Origin of the sequence: Devosia pacifica (assembly GCF_014652635.1) — a bacterium.
Classification (GTDB): Bacteria; Pseudomonadota; Alphaproteobacteria; order Rhizobiales; family Devosiaceae; genus Devosia; species Devosia pacifica.
This window is the reverse complement of sequence record NZ_BMZE01000002.1, coordinates 897,825-916,649: the sequence shown is the minus strand read 5'-3', so window position 1 is coordinate 916,649 and position 18,825 is coordinate 897,825. Positions and strand designations below refer to the sequence as shown.

18 protein-coding genes are annotated in these 18,825 nt (G+C 62.0%); 13 read left to right on the top strand and 5 right to left on the bottom strand.

Annotated elements, in window-relative coordinates:
* Positions 1 to 94: 94 nt before the first annotated feature.
* The 3 genes from IE127_RS11610 to IE127_RS11600 are packed head-to-tail and all read left to right on the top strand — an operon-like array spanning position 95 to position 3,088.
* A complete protein-coding gene (locus tag IE127_RS11610) occupies positions 95 to 700 on the top strand; it encodes a shikimate kinase (protein WP_189425825.1) in 606 nt (201 codons plus the stop codon).
* Positions 690 to 1,805 (top strand): 3-dehydroquinate synthase, encoded by a 1,116-nt coding sequence (aroB, locus tag IE127_RS11605; protein ID WP_189425824.1) that lies wholly within the window; start codon positions 690 to 692, stop codon positions 1,803 to 1,805. Before IE127_RS11610 ends, aroB begins: the two co-directional genes overlap by 11 nt.
* On the top strand, positions 1,802 to 3,088 hold the full coding sequence (locus tag IE127_RS11600; protein ID WP_189425823.1) for an HlyC/CorC family transporter: 1,287 nt from the start codon (positions 1,802 to 1,804) through the stop codon (positions 3,086 to 3,088). Before aroB ends, IE127_RS11600 begins: the two co-directional genes overlap by 4 nt.
* Before the next feature lie 104 nt (positions 3,089 to 3,192).
* Here IE127_RS11600 and IE127_RS11595 read toward each other — a convergent pair whose 3' ends face one another.
* A complete protein-coding gene (locus tag IE127_RS11595) occupies positions 3,193 to 3,483 on the bottom strand; it encodes a BolA family protein (protein ID WP_189425822.1) in 291 nt (96 codons plus the stop codon).
* Positions 3,484 to 3,540: 57 nt separating this feature from the next.
* On the opposite strand from IE127_RS11595, the gene IE127_RS11590 reads away from it, so the two are divergent.
* From IE127_RS11590 to IE127_RS11570, 5 genes are all read left to right on the top strand, one after another.
* On the top strand, positions 3,541 to 4,188 hold the full coding sequence (locus IE127_RS11590) for a J domain-containing protein (protein ID WP_189425821.1): 648 nt from the start codon (positions 3,541 to 3,543) through the stop codon (positions 4,186 to 4,188).
* A gap of 122 nt (positions 4,189 to 4,310) precedes the next feature.
* Entirely contained in the window at positions 4,311 to 5,291 is a 981-nt protein-coding gene (gene cobS, locus IE127_RS11585) for a cobaltochelatase subunit CobS (protein ID WP_189425820.1), read from the top strand.
* 120 nt (positions 5,292 to 5,411) lie between these two features.
* Positions 5,412 to 6,155: a class I SAM-dependent methyltransferase gene (locus IE127_RS11580; RefSeq protein ID WP_189425819.1), complete on the top strand. Its 744-nt coding sequence runs from the start codon at positions 5,412 to 5,414 to the stop codon at positions 6,153 to 6,155.
* 12 nt (positions 6,156 to 6,167) lie between these two features.
* Positions 6,168 to 8,051 carry a cobaltochelatase subunit CobT gene (gene cobT, locus IE127_RS11575; protein ID WP_189425818.1) on the top strand — a complete coding sequence of 628 codons (1,884 nt, stop codon included), beginning with the start codon at positions 6,168 to 6,170 and terminating at the stop codon, positions 8,049 to 8,051.
* Positions 8,048 to 9,061, top strand: coding sequence for an esterase-like activity of phytase family protein (locus tag IE127_RS11570; protein ID WP_189425817.1), 1,014 nt, complete (start codon positions 8,048 to 8,050; stop codon positions 9,059 to 9,061). The genes cobT and IE127_RS11570 overlap by 4 nt, the downstream gene beginning before the upstream one ends.
* A 21-nt stretch (positions 9,062 to 9,082) precedes the next feature.
* Here the strand turns inward: IE127_RS11570 and IE127_RS11565 are convergent, their stop codons facing one another.
* Both IE127_RS11565 and rpmB read right to left on the bottom strand, forming a co-directional pair.
* Complete coding sequence (locus IE127_RS11565) at positions 9,083 to 9,721, bottom strand: VUT family protein (RefSeq protein WP_189425816.1); 639 nt, start codon at positions 9,719 to 9,721, stop codon at positions 9,083 to 9,085.
* Between the two features lie 164 nt (positions 9,722 to 9,885).
* Entirely contained in the window at positions 9,886 to 10,170 is a 285-nt protein-coding gene (gene rpmB / locus IE127_RS11560; RefSeq protein WP_189425815.1) for a 50S ribosomal protein L28, read from the bottom strand.
* Between the two features lie 252 nt (positions 10,171 to 10,422).
* Between rpmB and IE127_RS11555 the strand changes: the two genes are divergently transcribed.
* From IE127_RS11555 to IE127_RS11535, 5 genes are all read left to right on the top strand, one after another.
* Positions 10,423 to 11,205 (top strand): DUF3108 domain-containing protein, encoded by a 783-nt coding sequence (locus tag IE127_RS11555; protein WP_189425814.1) that lies wholly within the window; start codon positions 10,423 to 10,425, stop codon positions 11,203 to 11,205.
* A 430-nt stretch (positions 11,206 to 11,635) separates the two neighbouring features.
* On the top strand, positions 11,636 to 14,596 hold the full coding sequence (locus IE127_RS11550) for a helicase-related protein (protein ID WP_189425813.1): 2,961 nt from the start codon (positions 11,636 to 11,638) through the stop codon (positions 14,594 to 14,596).
* Positions 14,597 to 14,998 carry an RNA-binding S4 domain-containing protein gene (locus IE127_RS11545; RefSeq protein ID WP_189425812.1) on the top strand — a complete coding sequence of 134 codons (402 nt, stop codon included), beginning with the start codon at positions 14,597 to 14,599 and terminating at the stop codon, positions 14,996 to 14,998.
* 183 nt (positions 14,999 to 15,181) lie between these two features.
* Positions 15,182 to 15,520: a ferredoxin FdxA gene (fdxA, locus tag IE127_RS11540; protein WP_189425811.1), complete on the top strand. Its 339-nt coding sequence runs from the start codon at positions 15,182 to 15,184 to the stop codon at positions 15,518 to 15,520.
* 359 nt (positions 15,521 to 15,879) lie between these two features.
* Positions 15,880 to 16,446 carry a CarD family transcriptional regulator gene (locus tag IE127_RS11535; protein WP_189425810.1) on the top strand — a complete coding sequence of 189 codons (567 nt, stop codon included), beginning with the start codon at positions 15,880 to 15,882 and terminating at the stop codon, positions 16,444 to 16,446.
* A gap of 75 nt (positions 16,447 to 16,521) precedes the next feature.
* Here the strand turns inward: IE127_RS11535 and IE127_RS11530 are convergent, their stop codons facing one another.
* Both IE127_RS11530 and IE127_RS11525 read right to left on the bottom strand, forming a co-directional pair.
* On the bottom strand, positions 16,522 to 17,961 hold the full coding sequence (locus IE127_RS11530; protein ID WP_189425809.1) for a M48 family metalloprotease: 1,440 nt from the start codon (positions 17,959 to 17,961) through the stop codon (positions 16,522 to 16,524).
* Between the two features lie 32 nt (positions 17,962 to 17,993).
* Positions 17,994 to 18,803 carry a thermonuclease family protein gene (locus tag IE127_RS11525; RefSeq protein WP_244640136.1) on the bottom strand — a complete coding sequence of 270 codons (810 nt, stop codon included), beginning with the start codon at positions 18,801 to 18,803 and terminating at the stop codon, positions 17,994 to 17,996.
* Positions 18,804 to 18,825 lie beyond the last annotated feature (22 nt).

Here is an 18,825-nt window from a genome sequence, read left to right as displayed (position 1 = left end):
GGGGGCCGAAAGGTTGATACGGGTCTCATGTGCAGTGCCAAGACGACGAGCGGCCTCGCCGGGGACTCGGAGACGAAATGACCGAGTTGCCTTCATGAAACGCTCAGGCCAGTCCCGACGCGGCGAACAGGCGCGGCAATTGTCTGACCGTCTGAACGGTCGTCCATTGGTGCTCGTCGGCATGATGGGTGCGGGAAAAACGACTGTCGGCCGACGCCTCGCCAACCGGCTGGAGCGCAGCTTTTACGACAGCGACGAGGAAATCGAGAGAGCCGCTCAGATGAGCATCCCCGAGATGTTCGAGCAGCGCGGTGAGGCCGAATTTCGCAGCGGCGAGACGCGGGTGATTTCGCGGCTCCTCAACGAGCCCAACATTGTGCTCGCAACCGGCGGTGGTGCCTTCATGAACCCGGAGACCCGCGCGCTGATCAAATCGGCGGCGCTATCCGTCTGGATCAAGGCCGATTTCGAGTTGCTGTTCAAGCGCGTCTCGAAGCGCTCCAACCGCCCGCTGCTGAAGACAGCCGATCCGCGCGGCACGCTCAAGCAGCTGATCGACGCGCGCTATCCCGTTTACGCCGAAGCCGATGTCACCGTGGTGTCGCGCGATGTGCCGCATGACTCCGTGGCCAGTGCGCTGGTCGAGGCCTGCCTTGCTTATTTCAAGAGAAACGATTCGATCCCAGCAAATGCCGACTAGCCATCATACCGTCCACGTTCCTTTGGGCGATCGCGCATACGACATCCTGATCGGCAAGCGCCTGCTCGACGAAGCCGGTGTCATTCTCGCCGAGCGCTTCGCGCGAGCCCGCATCGGTATCGTCACCGACGAAAACGTTGCGCGCGCGCAGTTGCCGCGCCTTCTCGCATCGCTGCGCCAAAGCGGATTTCAGCCGGTCGAGATCGTGCTGTCGCCCGGTGAGAGCACCAAGAGCTATGCCCATCTCGAGCGCACCATAGAGGCGCTGCTGGAGGCACGTTTGGAGCGCGGCGACCTCGTCGTGGCGCTGGGCGGCGGTGTTATTGGTGACCTTGCCGGGTTTGCCGCCTCGGTGACGCGCCGGGGCATGAAGCTGGTGCAGATCCCGACCTCTTTACTGGCTCAGGTCGATTCCTCCGTCGGCGGCAAGACCGCGATCAATTCGCCGCACGGCAAGAACCTGATCGGCGCCTTCCACCAGCCGAGCCTGGTACTCGCCGACCAGTCGACACTCGACACGCTCGATGAACGCCAGTTTGCCGCAGGCTATGCCGAAGTGGTGAAATACGGGCTGATCGACGATGAGAAGTTCTATTTCTGGCTTGAAGAGCATCGCGAGGAAATCTTTGCCGGCGGTGCCGCGCGCGCCGAGGCAATCGCAAGGTCCTGCGCGGCAAAGGCCCGCTTCGTCGTCGCCGACGAGACGGAAACCGGTGACCGCGCGCTGCTCAACCTCGGGCACACCTTTGCCCACGCGCTTGAAAAACTGACGGGCTATTCAGACCGCCTGCTGCATGGCGAGGCTGTTTCCATCGGCATGGTTCTGGCCCATAGATTTTCAGCGCGGCTCGGCCACGCCCCCTCTCAGGATACCGGGCGGATCGAAAACCACTTGCGTCAGGCCGGGCTGCCAACCAGACTGACGGACGTGCCGGGCGATATCGGCGATACCGATGCCCTGCTCGAGGCTATCGGACAGGACAAGAAGGTGCGGCGTGGCGCGCTCACCTTCATTCTCACCCGCGGCATCGGCCGCGCCTTCATTGAACATGATGTCGACCGCGATACGGTCTGGCAGTTTCTCGAGCGGATGCGAACGCGATGAGTGTGACGCTTTGGTTGACGGTTCTGGCCATCGTCTTGCTGCTGGCCGTGAGCTTTTTCTTTTCCGGCTCGGAGACGGCGCTGACAGCGGCCTCTCGTGCCCGCATGCATCAAATGGCGCGCAACGGCGACAAGCGCGCAGGGCTGGTCGAAAAGCTGACCTCCGAAAAGGAGCGGCTGATCGGCGCGATCCTGTTGGGCAACAATGTCGTCAACATTCTCGCCTCGACGCTCGCTGCGAGTGTTCTGATCCAGGTGTTCGGTGAAGCCGGCATTGCCTATGCCACCGTCGCGATGACCGCAGCTGTCGTCGTCTTTTCTGAAGTCTTGCCGAAAACCCTGGCGCTCATCCGCCCGGACAGCTTCGCGCTTGTCGTCTCCCCGGTGATCCGCGTCATCGTGGTGATCTTTTCGCCGGTCACCCTCACTGTTCAGGCCCTGGTGAACGCCATTCTGCGAATGTGCGGCCTCGACCCGGATAAGGCCGTGGCGATCTCCGGCCACGATGAAATCCGCGGTACTGTCGATTTCCTTCACTCCGAAGGCGAAGTGGTCAAGCATGATCGCGACATGCTCGGCGGCATCCTCGATCTCAAGGATCTGTCGGTAAGCGACGTTATGGTGCATCGCACGCAGATGATGACGCTCGACGTCACCAAGCCTGCCGATGAACTGGTCAATGAGGTTCTGGAAAGCGCCTATACCCGCATCCCGGTGTACGAGACCGATGCCGAGAATATTATCGGCGTCATCCACGCCAAGGATGTGCTGCGCGCGCTGGCAAAAACCAAGGGCGATGCCAGCGCCGTCAACCTGCGCGAGATCATGGCCAAACCCTGGTTCGTGCCGGAATCAACGCCGGTCGAAACGCAACTCGCAGCATTCCTCAAGCGCCACCAGCACATGGCCCTGGTGCTCGACGAATATGGGGTCGTCGAAGGCCTGGTGACGCTCGAGGACATTATCGAGGAGATCGTCGGCGACATATCGGACGAACACGATCAGCCTGACGACGAGGCGATGCACGGCGTCAAGCGCCAGCCGGATGGCAGCTATCTCATGGATGCCGGCATTCCGATCCGCGACATCAACCGCGCCTTCGACTGGAACCTGCCGGACGAAGACGCCAACACGATTGCCGGGCTCGTCATTAACGCCGCCAAGATCATTCCCTCGCCTGGCCAGATCTTTCGCGCGCACGGCTTCGAGTTCAAGGTCATTGCGCGCGAACGTCAGCGCATCACGCGGGTCAAGCTGACGCCGCGCAAGGACGCCGAAGACTGACCACCCGCGTTCAAGCTCATGTAACCGGCTTGACTGGAGCCGCCTGAACCCTCAATTAATACCAAGCGGCTGGCGGCACATCGCCGCCAAATCCGCTGTTTCCATCAGACGTGCTGCGGAAGCGTGAACGGTCCCTCGGGGGGCAGAACCTCGATCGCCAGAGCGTGGACGCGATCCTTGAGTTCGTCATCAAGCGTGCTCATCACTGCGCGGTGTTGCGCAACGCGGCTATTGGATTCAAAATGCCGGGTCGCGATTCTGACCCTGAAATGGGTTTCGCCACCTTCGCGCCAACCTGCGTGGCCAAAGTGCTTGTTGGATTCGTCGATCACTTCGAGGTGCTCGGGGGAAAAACGGGTTTCCAGCTTCTGGATGATGGTCTCGCGTACGGACATTGGTAACGCCCCGGTGGTTGGCTAACTTTGAACGAAAACGAACTGTAACTAGGCGCAATGAAGATCGATTCCAAGCTGTTCGACAATGTGCGTATCCGCTCGCGCAAAGGGGCTACTTCGGAAAAGCCCGAGGTAGCGGCGGCGCCGGAATGCGCCTGGGAAGGCTGCGAGAAGCCGGGATTGTATAAGGCACCCAAGGGCCACAAGGCCGAGGGCCAGTACCATAATTTCTGTCTCGAGCATGTGCGGCACTACAATACCGCATACAATTTCTTCTCCGACATGAGCGATGAAGAGCTTGAAGAGACCCTGACCAAGCCGCCACGGGCGGAAAGCCGGTCGAGCTTTGGTACAGGCCAGCCGGGCGCGCGCAATTCGCAGACCGCGCGTACAGCCGGCATGCGTCAGAACGAACGCTATGGCGACCCGTTCGGGGTCTTCGCGCGCTATCGCTACCGCCAGGGCAAGCAGACGCCGGCAGGCGAGCGCAGCCAAAAACCGATCCACGAGCCGGACCGGCGCGCGCTCGAGGCGCTTGGCTTCACCGGGCGGGCGACCTCGGACGAGATCAAGTCGGCCTATAAGGGCCTCGTCAAGATTCACCACCCCGATGCCAATGGCGGCGACAAGTCCTCAGAAGAGCGTTTGCGCACGATCATTGCGGCCTACACGCACCTCAAGAAAGCCGGCTTTCTCGCTGGCTGAGGCCTTCTGCCGCCGCGATGGCCTTTTGCCCGTGCGGCGCTACCCCATGCCAGGCTTAGCTGCTATAGAGCGCGCGAATACGACGCGAAAACACCAGACACTTGCCCGAAGAGTCGATACTCATGACTGAATATTCCAACCAGCCGGATACCGAATACAAGGCGCGCGACCTGTTCGGAATTGATACCGATCTCGTGGTGCCGGGCTATTCGGAAACATCTGAGCACGTCCCGCCCAAGGACCCTGACTATCTGTTCGACCGCAACACCACCCTCGCCATTCTGGCCGGTTTTGCGCATAACCGTCGCGTCATGGTGCAGGGCTATCACGGCACGGGTAAATCGACCCATATCGAGCAGGTTGCGGCGCGGCTGAACTGGCCGCTGGTTCGCGTCAACCTCGACAGCCACGTGTCGCGTATCGACCTTGTCGGCAAGGATGCGATCGTGCTGCGTGATGGCAAGCAGGTCACCGAATTCCGCGACGGCATTCTGCCCTGGGCCGTGCAGAACAACATTGCTCTCGTTTTCGACGAGTATGATGCCGGCCGTCCGGACGTCATGTTCGTGATCCAGCGCGTTCTCGAAGTCTCGGGCCGGCTGACGCTGCTCGATCAGAACCGGGTGATCACTCCGAATCCGGCCTTCCGGCTGTTCGCAACGACCAACACCATCGGTCTCGGCGATACCTCGGGGCTCTATCACGGCACGCAGCAGATCAACCAGGGCCAGATGGACCGCTGGAGCCTCGTGACGACGCTGAACTATCTGCCGCACGACAAGGAAGTCGGCATCGTTCTCGCCAAGAACAAGCGCTATGCTGAAAACGACGATGGCAAGAAGACCATCGCCAACATGGTACGCCTTGCCGATCTGACGCGTTCGGCGTTCATGAACGGCGATTTGTCGACGGTGATGAGCCCGCGAACAGTCATCACCTGGGCGGAAAACTCCGAGATTTTCGGCGATGTCGGCTTTGCCTTCCGGCTGACCTTCCTCAACAAGTGCGACGAGCTCGAGCGTCCGGTGGTTGCCGAGTTCTACCAGCGCGTGTTTGGCGAAGACCTGCCGGAATCCGCTGCGAACCTCGCAGTCATGGCCTGACGGACGGCGCCAAGTTCAGGGCTACCCCAGATCTTGGCGCACTCCTTTCCGGTTGAAACGCAGCCGACTATTGCTTTGCCCTGCCCTAAACATGGGTGGCCACAGGCGCGAGAAACATGAATGGCTCAGAACATCTATGATGATGACACCTTTTTTGAAGGTTACAGCCAGATTTCCCGCTCGCGTCTGGGGCTTGCCGGTGCGCCGGAGTGGCCTGATGTCCGTGTTATGTTGCCCAACCTTGAAGGGTTGAGAATTCTCGATCTCGGGTGCGGGTTCGGAGCCTTTGGCCGGTATGCCATAGAGCAAGGCGCAAGCCGCGTTCATGGGGTTGATCTGTCGACCAAGATGCTGGAGGAGGCGCAGCATCGTGGCGAAGAGATGCCGATCACCTATGAGCGCGCGGATCTCGAGACTTATGAGCCCGCCTCTGGTGGCTACGATCTGGTGTTTACCGCCTTGGCGGTGCACTACCTTGCAGATTTCGACCGGTTTTGCGCAATGGTGTCGCGGGCGCTCGGCCCCTATGGCGGCGATCTGGTGCTAACGACCGAGCATCCAATCTGGGCGAGCCGCGCCGATCCCGAGTTTCGGATTGATGCCGACGGGTCGCGCATCTTCGCGCTCAAGGACTATGGCGTCGAAGGACCGCGAACCACAGATTGGATCACCAACGGCATCGTCAAGTATCACCGCAAGCTATCGACACTGATCGGCACCTTGCATGACCACGGATTTGTCCTCAAGGCCATCAACGAATGGACTGCGACGGACGAACAGATTGCCGTCAACGCTGCATTGATAGATGAAAAGACCCGCCCCCAGCTGCTGCTGATGGCTGTCCACCTGCCACCTTCGACTTAACTGGAGCCGCCCATGGCAACGCCGCCGCGCTCAAAGACCAACAAGCCCGATACCAGCCAGTCGTTCAAGTCGGCGGTGGGGGCGGCAGTGCGTGCAGTCGGCGGCAAGGCCGATCTCGAGGTGAGCTTCACGGCCGACCGTCCGCTCCTGACCTCCGACAAGGCAAGACTTGCCAATCTGCCGCGTCTGCCGACTCGGCGCGACATTGCAGTCGCCCGTGGCCAGGGCGATGCGATGGCAATGCGGCTTGCGAGCCACGACCCGGACATGCACCGGCGCCGGGCACCGGCGGACCCAGATGCACGTGCTGCGTTCGATGCGCTCGAGCAGGCGCGCGTTGAGTCTCTTGGCTGCGTGCGTATGCCCGGCATGAGCGGCAATATCGGCGAGATGCTGGAGGACCGGCTGTTCCGCGCAAATCTCGCCGAGGTCGACGATCGCGGCGATGCGCCGCTGGCCGAGGCTCTCGGCCTGATGCTGCGCGAGCGTGTTGCAGGCGTCCCGATCCCGCCATCCGGCAAGGCTCTGGTCGATCTGTGGCGCGACGAGATCGAGAACAAGGCCCAGACCTCCCTCGGCGATCTGTTGTCGCGCTTCGAAAGCCAGGACGATTTCTCGAAGGCGGCGCGTGCGCTGCTGCGCGATCTCGATCTCGTTCCCGAAAATGAGTTCGACCAGTCGGAGGGCTCCGAGGAGGAAAACGAGGAGCAACAGCCCGAGCAGGCCCAGGGATCGGACCAACAGCCCGAACAGGGCGAAGGCGACACCGAGGACCAGAGCGCCGAGGACGAACAGGCCACCGGCCAATCGGAGGAGACCGGCGATGTCGAGGGCATGGAAGCCGACATGGCCGATGTCGACGAGGACGCAACCGCCGAGGCCGGTGAAGACGCGCCGATGCCGCCACCGGGCAAGGATGACGGGCAGCGCCTCTCCAACCAGTTCAATTACAAAATCTTCACCAGCAAGTTCGACGAGACCGTGAAGGCAGGCGATCTTTGCCCGGCCGATGAACTCGACCAGTTGCGCTCGCTGCTCGACAAACAGCTCGAAAGCCTCGCCGGCGCCGTCGCGCGGCTGGCCAACAAGCTGCAGCGCCGGTTGATGGCCAAGCAGAACCGCTCCTGGACGTTCGATCTCGAAGAGGGCCTGCTCGATACCGCGCGCCTGACGCGCGTCGTGATCGATCCGACCGCAGCGCTTTCCTACAAGACCGAAAACGATATCGATTTCCGCGACACCGTCGTGACGCTGTTGATTGACAATTCCGGCTCGATGCGGGGACGTCCGATCACCATCGCGGCGATCTGCGGGGATATCCTGGCCCGGACGCTCGAGCGCTGCGGCGTCAAGGTCGAGATCCTCGGCTTCACCACCCGCGCATGGAAGGGCGGCAAGAGCCGGGAAGCCTGGCTCGAAGCGGATCGGCCGCCCAATCCCGGCCGCGTCAATGATGTGCGCCACATCATCTACAAGGCCGCTGACGAGCCGTGGCGGCACGCAAGGCGCAATCTCGGGCTGATGATGCGAGAAGGGCTGCTGAAAGAAAATATCGATGGCGAGGCGCTGCTATGGGCGCAGAAACGCTTGATGGGGCGTCCGGAGAACCGGCGCATCCTGATGGTGATCTCCGATGGCGCGCCAGTTGACGATTCCACCCAGTCGGTCAATGCCGGCAACTATCTCGAAGCGCACCTGCGCCAGGTGATCGAGGAGATCGAGACGCGCTCGCCGATCGAGCTGTCCGCCATCGGCATCGGCCACGACGTGACGCGGTATTATCGTCGCGCCGTGACGCTGCTCGACGCCGAGGAACTGGCTGGCGCGCTGACGGATGAACTTGCAGCGCTGTTCGATGAAGCCCCTAAAGGGGCAGGACGGCGGAGCGCGCTGTGAACCGAGGCGCCCTGCGCGCAGTCTCGCTCGCGGCTCTTGCGGTTGCTGGCATCGGAAGCACGTCCGAGGCTACCGAAGATTTTGTCGTGAGAACGAGTCCGCTCACCTATTTTGCCGGCCGGACACCGGGCGAAGCGGTCGGCGATGGCCTGATCTGGCGTGGCGGATTGAACCTGACGAGCGACAATGATCGCTTTGGCGGACTGTCGGGGCTGAGCTTCGTTGACACTTCAGCGATGATCTTCGTTTCAGATCGCGGGCAATTCTTTACCGCGCGCATCGCCTATGATGAAAGCGGCCGCCCGGCAGAACTTCTCGATACCGCTCTCACAACGATGGAAAATTCGAACGGCGAACCCCTGCCGCGCCAGTATTCGCGCGATGCCGAATCCGTCGATGTGGTAGTGCGTGAGGGGACGCCAGTTGCGGTGCGCGTAGGGTTCGAGCATCTCACGCGAGCGGCGGATTTTGATCTCGACGGTATGTCGCCCGCCGGTGCGGCGCGGAACATCGCTATCCCCGAATGGCTGAGCAGCGCACGCAGCAACGAAACACTGGAATCCCTGTGCATCGCGCCGCCGGCCTCCCCGGTCGCCGGCTCAACGCTGATGCTGAGCGAGAACCTGCGAACGAATGGCGGACAGGTCCGCGCCTGGATGATGGGCGTGCGCGATCGTGGCGATCTGGCCTATGAGACCTCGGGCAATATGGTGCCGACGGACTGCGCGTTCCTGCCCGATGGCGACCTTCTGGTGCTCGAGCGGGGCCTCGGCTTTCTCAGCTTTGCAATGCGGCTGGTGCGCATTCCGGCTGATCTCGTGCGCCCGGGCGCGGTAATGCGTGGCGCGGTGCTCTTGGAAGCCGGAGGCGGTGATATCGATAACATGGAGGCACTTGGCGTGCATGTCGGCCCCGACGGGGAGACGCGCGTCACCATCGCTTCTGACGACAATTTCAATGACTGGCAGCGCACGATCCTGCTTGAGTTCGCGCTGGTGGACGGCCCCTGAGGACCGCCCGAGCCGTAAGCCTCAAGCGGCAGCCACGGCAGAACGATCGCTGATCATGCCACGCAGCACCTTGTAAGGCGCCAGCAGCACCGCCGCGACGAGTAGCTTGACGAGGAAATCGCCGAGCGCCAGCGACACCCACAGCGGCACTTCCGGCCCGAAGCCAAGCAGTGGCGCAGGAAAGCCGAGCGAGCCGTCTTCGAGACCGAAGGCGGTATCGAGCCCGGAAAATACTGGCGCGAACGCCAGCGAGAAGAAGAACAGCGTATCGAGGACCGAGCCGAGCACCGAAGATACCAGCGGCGCCCGCCACCAGTCTGATTGGCGCAGCCGGTCAAAGATCGACACGTCGAGCAATTGCGCCAGGAGGAAAGCCGTGCCTGAGGCAATGGCGATACGCGGGCTTGCAAGCCAGATCGAAACCAGGACAGCTACCGCAAAGCCGCTCAGCACCACAAGCCGTGCCTGGCGAGGCCCAAAATGGCGGTTGGTGAGGTCGGTCACGAGAAACGCGATCGGATAGGTGAAGGCGCCCCAGGTCAGCACATCGGCGAGATTGATCGCGCCGAGCTGGGCTTCAACCGGGAACTGGACGAGAAAATTGGACGCGGCAACCACCGCGACCATGGCGGCGAGCGCCACCATGAAGCGAGCTAGCATGACAATGCACCTCTATCATCCGCTTGCCGGCAAAAGACCGGGGCGGGACATCTGGCGGTAATTCCGGTGACCAGACACACCGAGAATGCACGGTTAAGCGCGCAAACAAAACCGCGCGGTCCGATGGACCGCGCGATCCAATTCAGATGAGAGAACCGGCGCGCTCAGGAAGCGAGAGTAGCGCGCAGTTCCTTCTTGATGCCGAGCGCCAGAGGCGACAGATCGGCATCAGCCTGCTTCAAAAGAAACGCATCGAGCCCACCGCGATGTTCAACGGTACGCAGAGCCGCAGCGGAAACCCGCAGCTTCACCGGACGCTCGAGCGCCTCGGACTGCAGGGTCACCTTCACCAGATTGGGAAGGAACCGACGACGGGTCTTGTTGACCGCGTGGGAAACGTTGTTGCCGGTCAAAACGCCTTTGCCGGTCAGTTCACAGCGCCGTGCCATGGTCTTTTCCTGTTGCAAACAGCCGTACAGGCGGGGATCGAGCCCCGCGACGGGCTTGTTGTGTCGTGAAATCCAGCGCGTAGATAGAGAAAAGCGCCTGGCGCGTCAAGCTTTGCGGCCAGTGAACGCACACTGACCCGGGTTTGACTTGCAAGTGTCATGCTCAGTCTTACCCTCTGTCCTGTAGCTGATTCGCCATAGGGGCGACAGCAATGCCGCGCCGTCCCCCAGATCAGCCCGCAGGACTATCCCTTGGCCCGCCTCGCTTTTCTCGCCCTGTTCATTCCGCTCGCCACTCTTGCCGGCACCGCCGCAGCGTCGGCGCAGGTCTCCGCCAACGCCCAGTATATCGTGACCCTCGGGGGCATCAACATTGCCCGGGTCAGCGTCGATCTCGACGACGACAACCGACGCTACTCGCTCGATGCCAGCGCCGAAGTTGCCGGACTTGGCAGCTTCGTCGCCCGTGGCAATGCCAGCGCAAGCGCCGAAGGGACCATCAGTGGAAACGATCTCAACTCGCAGCACTTCGAACTCGCAACACGCGCCGGCGGCGAGACCTTCGATGTGTCAGTCGATTATGCGGGCGGCGGCGTCACCGCTTTCAAGGTCGAACCACCGATCCCGGATTACGACCGCGTACCGCTCGAGCGCCGGCATCTGACGGGCGTCCAGGATATGCTGTCTGCCTTCGTCATACGGGCTCCAGCGCTGTCTGCCGATGTATGTCAGCAGAACCTGCGGATCTTCACCGGCATTGAGCGCTTCGACGTGGCGATGCGATTCGCCCGCACGGAGGAGGCAACCTCTCCCCGCACCGGCTATCAGGGCCCGGTTGTCCTCTGCACGCTCGACTACCGGCCGATTTCCGGCCATTTCGAAAATTCCGAAATCACCAGCTACCTCGCCGACACTGATCGCATTCTGCTGTGGTACGCCCCGCTCGGCGAGACCGGCTACTTCGTTCCCTATCGGGCACTGATCGGCACAGGCGCTGGCGATCTGTCGATGGTCCTGACCAGCCTGACCAATTAGCTCGCCTGGCAGAGGCACTGTCCCGGATCGGTACGTCAACGGAAAACTTTGTAAATTCGCTCTCGATAAAGCCCGATCACGCGGGCTTTTCTTTGTTAACGCTCAAAGTTTTCTTCGGCTTGTCGCGGCAACCATTTGTACATGAAGAGCGTCGAATCGCTGGCAATTAACCGCTTGTTCAGATGTTTGAACGCTTTGCGGCGCATTTCGGCCGGTTTTGGGAGTCCCTGTCGGCGTCTAGTGCAGTGGCCGGTGATCACACCGCTATATCTGGTGTGGAACAAAACCGGATTCGGTGATTCTCATCGATTCGGTCCGAGTTTGTTCTCTTTTCGTTTCGTTTGTTAATATCGGCCCGAAAAAGGTCGCGCACACTGTCCTTTCATGGGACACTCGAATCCTGTTCGCTTCATGCCTACATTGGGCCTCGATGACCTTATTCACGCAGCCTTCGGTGAAGGCGATCCTTGGGCCCACCAACACCGGCAAGACCTATTTCGCCATTGAGCGCATGCTGGCGCATTCCTCGGGGATGATCGGCTTGCCGCTGCGCCTTTTGGCGCGCGAGGTCTATCAACGGGTCGCCGAACGGGTCGGCGCTCATGCGGTGGCCCTGGTGACCGGCGAAGAACGGGTCGTGCCCCCCAAGCCGCGCTACTGGGTGGCGACAGTGGAGGCGATGCCGGTCGGTATGCCGGTCGAATGCCTTGCGGTCGACGAGATCCAGACGGCGATCGATTTCGACCGCGGCCACATCTTCACGGATCGCATCCTCAACGCCCGCGGCATCAGCGAGACGTTGCTGCTGGGCTCGGCCACCATGGCCCCGATGATCCGGGCACTTTTGCCGAACGCCGAAATTATTCACCGCCCGCGCTTTTCCGAACTGACCTATGCCGGCTCGAAAAAGACCTCGCGCCAGCCGGCCCGCAGCGCCATCGTCGCGTTTTCTGCCAACCAGGTCTACGCCATTGCCGAACTGATCCGGCGCGAACGCGGCGGCGCCGCCGTCGTCATGGGTGCGCTGTCGCCGCGCACGCGCAACGCCCAGGTGGATCTCTACCAGAATGGCGATGTCGACTTCCTGGTCGCAACCGACGCCATCGGCATGGGGCTCAACCTCGATATCCACCACGTGGCCTTCGCCGACGATACCAAGTTCGATGGCCGCCAGACCCGGCCGCTGACCCCTTCCGAGTTCGGCCAGATCGCCGGTCGCGCCGGCCGGCATGCCCGAAACGGCACTTTTGGAGTGACCGCCGGGGCCGCCCCGTTTGAGGATGATTTGGTGGTAGCGCTCGAAACGCATGATTTCGAGCCGGTCAAGGTGCTGCAATGGCGCAACAATCAACTGAATTTTGCCTCACTCAACGCCTTGCGCGACAGCCTTGAGCGGTCGCCGGACCATCGCGCGCTGACCCGTGTCCCCATTGCGACCGACCAGCAGGCGCTCGACTTTGCCACCCGCCACGAAGCCGGGCAGCTGGCGAAAGGCCGGGATTCGGTGGCTTTGCTGTGGGAAGTGTGCCAGACGCCGGACTATGTCGGCATCTCGCCGGCAGCGCATGGCGAGATCGTTAATCGCATCTTTACCGATCTGATTCGCAGGCAGAGCGTTGGTGAGGACTGGATTGCCGAGCAGGTGCGGTTCTGCGACAATATCAGCGGCGACATCGACACCCTGTCCTACCGGATCAAGCAGATCCGCACCTGGACATTTGTCGCCAACCGCAAGAATTGGCTACAAGACCCGACACATTGGCGTGAAAAGACACGTGACATCGAGGACCGTTTAAGCGATGCGCTGCATCAGAAGCTTACGCAACGCTTCGTCGACAGACGCACCAGCGTTCTCATCCGTCACCTGAAAGACAGACGTATGGCATCTCCCGAAATCAACGACCGCGGCGAAGTGAGCCTTGAAGGCCACCTTATCGGCACTCTCGAAGGCTTCCGCTTCACGCTTGCACGGACAGAGGGCGGCGTAGACGCCAAGGCGCTGCAATCTGCCGCCGAGCAGGCAGTGGCGCCCGAGATCCGCAATCGCGCCGACCGTCTGTCCGGTGCGCCGAACGAAGAGTTCGTGCTGGCCTCCGATGGCCGCTTGCGCTGGCGCGGCGAGATCGTCGGCGAAATCGTCGAGGGTGACACCCTTCTGCGCCCGCGCGTTCTCGTGCTTGCGGATGAAGCGCTGACAGGCACCGAGCTGGAGCGTGTTCAGGATCGTCTTGGGCTGTGGCTGCGCCACCACGTCAACACCGTACTGGAACCGGTCGTTGCACTTGAAGCACCCGCCGATCTCGAGGGCACGGCGCGCGGCATTGCCTACCAGCTCTATGAGCATCTCGGCCTGATCCCGCGCCAGCAGGTCGCGGACGAGGTCAAGGCACTCGATCAGGACGTGCGTGGCAAGCTGCGCAAGCTCGGCGTCAAATTCGGCGCCTACCATATCTACGTACCGATGAGCCTGAAGCCGGCGCCGCGCGAGCTGGCGCTGATCCTTTATGCCCTCAAGAACGGTGGCGTACGCCAGCCAGGCGTTTCCGACCTGCCGCATATTGTCCTGTCGGGCCGCACCAGCATCGAAATCGACCCCGAAGTCGCGCCGAAGCTTTACGAGATTGCCGGCTTCAAGGTGGCAGGCAAGCGTGCTGTTCGCGTCGACATCCTTGAACGTCTCGCCGACATCATCCGCCCGCTGATCGCGCTCGATGCCAACCGGCCGCACGAAGGCGAACTGCCGGCAGGCGCGGCTGAAGGCAATGGCTTCCGCGTCACCGTCGAGATGACCTCGCTGCTCGGCTGCTCGGGCGAAGACTTCGCCTCCATTCTGACCTCGCTCGGCTACCGGGTCCGGCGCACACCGAAACCGGCCCAGCCGGCTGAGGCCGCAGCCGGCACGTCAGGTGAAACACCAGCACCGACAGCCGAGGCTCCCTCCGCCGCATCGGAAGATGTTGCGACCGCTGGTGAGCCGGCCGCTTTCAGCGCCGAAGACAACAACGCCGTCGAAACCGCACCGGATACCGCCGCCGAGCCACCTGTAGCAGCCACGGACGCTGCACCAGAGACCGACGCGAAGCCCGCAGAACCGGAATTCGACGAAGTCTGGTCCCCGGGCGGACGGCGCAATGAAGGCCGGCGCAACAATCAGCCCCGCAGAGAGGGGCAAGCGCGCCGCCAGGATCGCCCGCAGGGTAAGCCACAGCGTGGCGACGGCTCGGGCGAGGCTCGTGAAGGCGGCCGGCCGGACAAGCGCCGTGGCAAGGGAAAGCCGCAACGCCACGACGCCAATCAGGGCCGCCCGCCGCGCGAGCGCCGTGAACCGGCGTTTGATCCGGATTCGCCTTTCGCCGCGCTTGCCGCGCTCAAATCGGGGAAGTCAGACTAGTTGACCGAGGCGGCGCAACGACAGAGGCTGGACAAGTTCCTGTTCTTTTCGCGCGCCGTCAAATCCCGCACCCTGGCGCAGAAATTTATCGAGTCGGGCGCCGTCCGGGTCAATTCCGATCGTGTGCTCGACAGCGACCACAAGGTCGGAGCCGGCGACGTGCTGACCATGCAGTTGCGCGCGCACGTCATCGTCTGGCGGATCCTTGCGATTGGCGCCCGGCGAGGCCCGGCGAGCGAAGCACAAACGCTTTACGAGGACATCTCGCCGCCGGCCCCGCCCAAACACGAGCGCAGCGCCTTCGAGACGGCGATCGCCGAACGCCCACCCGGCTGGGGCCGTCCGACCAAGAAGCAGCGCCGGCAGACCGATGCACTGCGCGACAGCGGCGACAACGATTAGTCACGGACACGTCGCGGACCGAAATTCGCATGGGGAATGTTTTTCCGGGAATTGCCTTTGCCACGAGGCAATGCGCCCAAGCCACGGCCTTGCGGGTCCTGGCAAAACACGTTAGCAACCACACGACCCTTGAGGCTTTCGCCTTGCCGGTCGATTGTCCGCACCGTTAGACGGCCCGCCCACATGACCTATATCGTCACCGACAATTGCATTAAGTGCAAATACATGGACTGCGTCGAGGTTTGCCCCGTCGACTGCTTCTATGAAGGCGAGAACATGCTCGTCATCCATCCGGACGAGTGCATCGATTGTGGCGTATGCGAACCGGAATGCCCGGCCGAGGCGATCAAGCCCGACACCGAGAGCGGCCTCGACAAATGGCTCGAGATCAACACCAAGTTCGCGTCGGTCTGGCCGAACATCACCGAGAAACGTGATGCTCCCGCGGATGCCGAAAAATTCGACGGCGAAGAGGGCAAGTTCGAGAAATACTTCTCGGAAGAGCCCGGCGAAGGCGACTGAGTTTTGATGCTGTGCGGCGCCGCCTGGCGCCGTACGAGACCTGATGCGGTCTTGAAAGTTCTGTCAGCGGGGTCGATTCGGCCCCGCCATTGGCGCTGTTATGACAGTTTTGATTCTGCACAAAATATGTGTTATGTAGGACACACATGCAGCCAAGCTCGTCATTGCCAACCTGTGCCGTCCCGGCACGTTTTTTTTGACAGGATCACCTAAATCGATGCGCGAACTCCGGAAACAAGCGGACCGGACGTGCGCGCCTTGTGCTGCATCAAGGCTCCGGCACAGGAGCACAGTGAGTAAAGGTGGACGACCGACCCGCACGGTAACGTTCACTTCGGGGCGTCAATAAGGAGTTCCCTATGGTAGCCAAGAAGTCTGTCCAGCGACTTGGATTCAAGACGGGCGAATCTATCGTTTACCCGTCGCATGGCGTCGGCATCATTGTCGCCATCGAAGAACAGGAAGTCGCGGGCCTAACCCTTGAACTGTTCGTCATCACCTTCGAACAGGACAAGCTCACGTTGCGGGTTCCCGTCACCAAGGTCAAGTCTGTCGGCATGCGCAAGCTTGCGGATGAGGACATGGTCGAAAAGGCTTTGCATACCGTCACCGGCCGCGCACGCATCAAGCGCACCATGTGGTCGCGCCGTGCACAGGAATACGAAGCAAAGATCAATTCCGGCGATCTGATCTCGATCTCCGAGGTTGTGCGCGATCTTTATCGGTCGGACGACCAGCCAGAGCAGTCCTATTCGGAGCGCCAGCTGTTCGAACAGGCCATGGACCGCATGAGCCGCGAGGTTTCCGCCGTCAACAAGCTGACCCTCACCGAGGCCGTGCAGCTGATTGAAAAGAACCTCGCCAAGAGCCCGCGCCGCACGAAGTCCGATGGCTCAGATGCGACCGACGAGGAAGCTGCAGCCTGATCGGCGAAAGCTAGAGAAGAATCAAGGCCGGCGCGAAGCCGGCCTTTTTTTATTGCCTGGGTGCCACCGGCAAGGTCAGTCGACCGTCACGATCTTGTACTGCTGACCGGCTGTTACCGGATCGCCGGGATAGAGTTCGTTGAGGATATAGAACAGCTCCTGCCCGCGGTTGAGGCCCTGCATTCGTCTCGCAAGGCTGTCCGCGGTATCCCCGGCGCTTGCGGTCACCAGCGTGATATTGACCCGCTTGATGCCGCTGAGATCGGCAGGCGTCGCACGCCGGAAGCTCTCGAGCGTTGACTCGGCGCCCATGGCAAAGCGCTGACTGTCGGCCTTCGCCGCGAAGATGAAGCGATAGACCTCGCCATCGAGCCGCGCCACCGAGACGCGGAAATGCCACTGGTCGGTCTGCGCGGTTCCGGTCGCCATCTCGATGCCGTTATGCGTCACGGAGCGCACGGAATTGGCTTCAAGCCCTGCAATCCACCCCGAACGCAGATAATCGACCAAAGAGACGTCGGAAGGCACTTCGGCACTATCGAAGCGCACGGCTTCGCCATCGCCCGCAACACCAACAACCGCATTACTGGAGTTTTCGAGCGAATAGCCCTGCGGCACCGTAAATGTGAAGCGTCCACCAGGGTGGATGAATCGTTGCCCGACAATCGAGCCCTGGCTCGGGTTCTCGCCGAAGGTCAGCCCGTCAATCGCTGACAGATAGTCACTGCGCCCCGCCGCCTGATTGCTGTCGGGCGCGCCGAACAAGGCCCGTGCACGCTCAACAGCCTTCGAGATGCGCTCCGGTGTCGATGGATGCGAGGACAAGAAGTCGTCGCCACTGGTCGCCGAACCACTGGAGAACCGGGCAAACCTGCTCATCACCCCAAGAAAGCGCGCCGCGGCATGAGGATCATACCCCGCCTTGCCGGCGATCTTGATGCCCTCTGAATCCGCCTCGAGCTCCTGCTGCCGGCTGAACGCGGCCATCGAAACCTGTGACCGGCCCGACGTCGTCTCGTCGTCTTCCCCGAAAATCGCCGTCATCACCCGATCAACGATAGCGTTCGTCCGTGTGCGGTCGGTGCGCGCGCGCGCGTGACGCAAGGTCACGTGCGCGATCTCATGCGACAGAACCGCTGCCAGCTCGCTGGTATCAGAGGCAAGCGCCAGAAGCCCCCGCGTGACGTAGATATAGCCACCGGGAAGCGCGAAGGCGTTGACCTCGGGCGAATCGAGAACCGTCACCTGGAACTGCGCATTCGGCTGATCGGCGCTGGCAAGCAGCCGACTGACGATCCGCGCGATCATGATCTCGGCCTTGCGGTCCGAATAGACGCCACCATAGGAGGCAAGAATGCGCGGATGCTCGCGCCGTCCGATCACTTCATCATTGGGTTCGGTTCCGGGCGGCACAACGGTCGGGGCCGGGTTGTCGCCGGTCCTCGTCACGGTCACCTGCCCGCCCGACAGGCCAGTGCAGCCGCTCAGCGTCGCAATGGCAAGGGCAAGCGCCATCAGGCGCGCTCTGTTTGACTTGGGTGCGCGGATCATCGTGTCGAAAGGACCTCGATCTGCTCGGGATGTGTGACCTCGATGCGCGGCCCATCCCAATCGTCGACCCACCCGCGAACCCGCACGAGAGCGCCCTCGAGCGCGAGCGGATCAAGTCCCGCCTCCTCGAACATTGCTATGGCTGCCCGCTCCATCACCACGGTAAAGTCCAAATCCCAGTTTCGACCGAAATTGAGGTAGATACGCGAGCCTGCACGGTCCGCCTTGAGCACCCGGCCTTCCACCAGCTCGTAGCGGCCTGCCAGATCGGAAAGCCGTTCCGGCTGTTCGGCGCTGCGCAAGGCGTAATACTGATTCTGCCAGATCCCCAGCCGGTCCGTGCGGGCCTGCCGCTCGGCGGCCAGCAACTCGTCGAGACACTGGCGATTGTCCGGGAACGAGTACACCCGGGCCATGCCGTTGGCCACCATCTGCTGCTGCGCCCACAGCTTTGGCTGCCCGCTTTCATCGACAACGAAGAGATGCGCCAGGGCACGGTCATAGCGATCTACGCGTTCCCCGCCATAGCGCAGCGTTACCGCCTGGCCCAATACCATCTCCTCGAGATGGTGCTTGGCCTCGCCGGCCAGCGGCCAGGCCTCGAACCCCTCGCGCCCGAGCGGAAGTTTTGGTGCCTGCGTACCGATCATGCGCACAACGATGCCATTGTCGAGCACGACAGTGTCGCCATCGGTCACCTCGGTCACGACGCCACGCGGTCCCGGCTGCAGCGATTCGCAGGCATCAGCCGGCGAGATCATCGCTGCCAGGGCAATTGCCACGCCGCTTGCCGTCAGTCCACGCACGTCTGCTCCTTCAACATTGCAT